This window comes from Roseovarius sp., assembly GCF_018066915.1.
Lineage (GTDB): Bacteria > Pseudomonadota > Alphaproteobacteria > Rhodobacterales > Rhodobacteraceae > Roseovarius.
In genome coordinates this window covers 1-3374 of sequence record NZ_JAGPVV010000273.1, presented here as the reverse complement: position 1 = coordinate 3374, position 3374 = coordinate 1, and the positions used below count along the sequence as shown (strand labels likewise).

Genomic DNA, 3374 nt, shown 5'->3' with positions numbered 1-3374 from the left:
CTGATCTATGCCTCGTCGAATTCGCTTGTCTCGCTGCTTGCGGATATCGGATCGCAAAACCGTGTGATGGGGCGCAATGTCATCACCTATTGCAACCTGCTGTTTGTTGGCTCGCTCATGTCGATGGTGCCGATGGTCATCATGTTCTGGCGGGACTGGACGTGGGATAACCTGCGCGCCCTGACCAGGAAACACTGGGCCATCCTGACGCTATCGGCCTTCTTTTCCTCGGCGCTCACGCCGGGGCTGTTCTTTTACGCGCTGGAACATACGACCGTGACCAATGTCGTGCTGATGGGTCGGATCGAGCCGCCACTCTTTGTGCTGGCAACATGGCTGTTCTTGCGCGAAGAGTTCGAGCCTTGGGCCTTTGTCGCCGGTCTGGTGGCGCTCTGCGGCGCGGCGGTGATGATCCTGATGAACAATGCGGGCACGATGCTCGACCTTGGCAAGGGTGAGATTGGCGCACTCTTGGCCACGCTGTCCTATATCGCCTCGACGCTCATCGCGCGCACCGGGCTGCGCGGCATCCCGATGGGGATCTTCGCCATCTACCGCACCGCCGTCGGCACGACATTCTATTTCTTTGTTGCGCTTTATCTCTTTGGCCCGAACCATTTCATGGATGTGTTGCACCCTGTGGTCTGGAAATGGGTCTGGATCTACGCGGTGATCGTGGTGATTGGCGGGCAGTTTGCCTGGGCGCTCGGGTTGAAATACGCGCGCTCGGGTGATGTGTCGCTGGCCACGTCATTTTCGCCACTGGCGGCGATCCTGATTGCGATGGTGATGCTGGGTGAAGACCCCGGACCGGGGCTGATCCCCGGCGGGGCGATCATCCTCTTGGCGGTGGGCATTGGCCAATACGGCCGTATGCGCCGCCGCCACCGCGAGGATTCCGCCATGCGCAAACAGGCGCAGGAGCGCGCGCTGGAACATGAGGGTGAAGTGAACTTCAAGGGCGCATGAGCGCGTGAGAGCGACGAAAAGCGCCCCGCTTATGACGGGGCGTTTTGGTATTCTATCCTCGACCTGCTGTTTCAGAAATTGCCGACGGAGGGCTGCCGACGACTGGCGAGCGGCCCAAACCCAGGGCGCAGCGCGTCCGGCAGGGAGGCATAGCTCTGAAAGAGTTCCCGGCCAAGACCGGCAGGCAGCGGGACGGCAGCCCCCAGCGCCTCGAGTGCCACTTGCTTGAGGGACAGACCATCCGCCACCTCGGGCAGCATGTCGGGGGCAAAGCCGGTAATCTCGCGCCCGGCGTCATGGACCGGCATCAGCCAGAGCGCGCCCGGCAGTTGGTCGTGATTGGCCTCGAACAGCGTCACCGCCTCAGAGAGCGCCGCGCCCCCCCCGGCGCGCGGATAGGGTGCCAGCACGCAAAGCCCGGTGGCATTGCCATGCGGCGTAAACGTCACGGCCTCCTCAAGTGGCAGAACGCGGGCGGTGGGAGAGGCCCCAAGCAGGTCGCGCAGCACGCGCGAGCCAAGTGCGGTCCAATCCTCGAGATAGACCGTCACGCGCACGCCCGCCGCAAGGCGGTGGCCGATAGCCCCGAGGGCATGATGGATCACCTGCGCGCCATCCTGCGCCAATACGACCATCTCGCGGGTCAACATCCGGGGCTGGCGGCTGAGGAAAAAGGCAAAGATCTGCTCGGCCATGCCATTGTAATGCGTGACATCGCGGGTGTCGTGGACAATGCGGCCGATATCCACCTCGGCCACGGTATGCCCCGCCGCATGCACGCGCAGCATGATATCGAGATCGACCGCGTAATCAGTGGCCAGCCCGTCATAGGCGATCAATGAGCGGTTAAAGGCATAGAGCCCCGAGTTGGGCGCGCGCAGGTGCGCAAGGCCCGGAAACATCTGATGCAGCGCGGGGCGCACCAAAAGGCGCGTCATCGGCATATTGTCGGCGGGATCGTTCCACGCGCCCTTGATCAGCCCCACACCGGGGGCGCGGGCGGCGGGCATACGGGCAAAAAGATCGGTGTCGAACCTGTCGAGGTCGGCATCGACCTTCATCACCCAGTCGTGGCGCGCGGCGGAGATGCCGGCGCGCACCGCATGGCCCATGCCGGTCTGCGCCTCGGATATGACGGTCGCACCGGCCCCACGCGCCAAGTCCGCCGTCGCATCGGTAGAGCCGTTGTCGATCACTACAACCTCGCCCACATCCGGCATATCCGCCAGAACCGACACCACGCGGGCGATGGTCTGCGCCTCGTTTCGGGCCGGGACAATGACGCTGACCGGGGTGGTCATGGGGGCTCCTTCGGCGGCGGGTGTCTACATTACTTTGTATGTAACCTAATCTTTGACGGCCTTGATCACAACATAAGACGTGTCACGAGAGTAAAATCTCTCGTGAATTACTGTAATCTTTGCTCTGCGTGTCAACACCTAAAAGGCGAGTGTCGCCTCAACGGCACGCGTCCAGCCTGCGACTTTGGCGCTGCGCAGTTCGGCCGACATCTGGGGCAGAAACTGTCGCTCCAGCGCCCAGGTCGCGGCAAATCCGGCCTGATCGGGGTAAAGTCCGATGTGCATCCCCGCCAGCCACGCCGTCCCGAGGGCCGTGGTTTCGAGCACCTCTGGCCGGTCCACCGGCGCGTCGATGATGTCTGAGAGAAACTGCATCGCCCAGTCAGAGGCGCTCATGCCCCCATCCACCCGCAACACCGCCTCGGCCCCGTGCCCAGCCCAGTCATCACGCATCGCGCGCAAGAGATCGCGGGTCTGAAAGCCCACACTTTCGAGCGCCGCGCGGGCAAGCTCGGCAGGGCCGGTGCTGCGCGTGAGGCCAAAGATCGCGCCGCGACACTCTGGCCGCCAATAGGGCGCGCCAAGCCCGGTAAAGGCAGGCACCAGAACGACAGTCTGATTGGGATCGGCCTTTTCAGCGAGAGGTTGCGTTTCGCTTGCGTGACGGATCATCTTGAGCCCGTCGCGCAGCCATTGCACCACGGCCCCTGCGACAAAGATCGAGCCTTCGAGCGCATAGGTGGGCTTGCCGTCCAATTGATAGGCAATGGTGGTCAGCAGCCTGTTTTGCGACACAACCGGCGTGTCGCCGGTGTTGAGGAGCGCAAAGCAGCCGGTGCCATAAGTGGATTTGAGCATTCCCGGCTTGAAGCACGCCTGCCCCACGGTGGCCGCCTGCTGATCGCCCGCGACACCGCGAATGGGGATTTCACGGCCAAAGAGATCGGCGCGCGTGTGGCCATAGTCATCGGCGCTGTCGCGCACTTGCGGAAGCATCTGCATGGGGATGCCCAGAAGGTCGCAGATGGTCGCGCTCCACCGCCCCTTGCGGATGTCATAAAGCAGGGTGCGCGCGGCATTGGTGGCGTCGGTGGCATGGACGGC

Annotated in this window: 3 protein-coding genes; 1 reads left to right on the top strand and 2 read right to left on the bottom strand. The window is 63.3% G+C overall.

What is annotated here, in order from left to right; all coding sequences use genetic code 11:
* On the top strand, positions 1–969 hold a 969-nt coding region (locus tag KBT70_RS15200; protein WP_296635672.1), incomplete at its 5' end, for a DMT family transporter.
* Positions 970–1040: 71 nt separating this feature from the next.
* On the opposite strand, the gene KBT70_RS15195 is transcribed toward KBT70_RS15200, so the two are convergent.
* Both KBT70_RS15195 and KBT70_RS15190 read right to left on the bottom strand, forming a co-directional pair.
* Positions 1041–2270: a glycosyltransferase gene (locus tag KBT70_RS15195; protein ID WP_296635669.1), complete on the bottom strand. Its 1230-nt coding sequence runs from the start codon at positions 2268–2270 to the stop codon at positions 1041–1043.
* Between the two features lie 138 nt (positions 2271–2408).
* The coding region (locus KBT70_RS15190; protein ID WP_296635666.1) for an FGGY-family carbohydrate kinase at positions 2409–3374 on the bottom strand (966 nt) is incomplete at its 5' end.

Coding starts and splice junctions, on each gene's coding strand:
- KBT70_RS15195 (WP_296635669.1), bottom strand. CDS start 2,270: ATGACCACCCCGGTCAGCGTCATTGTCCCGGCCCGAAACGAGGCGCAG.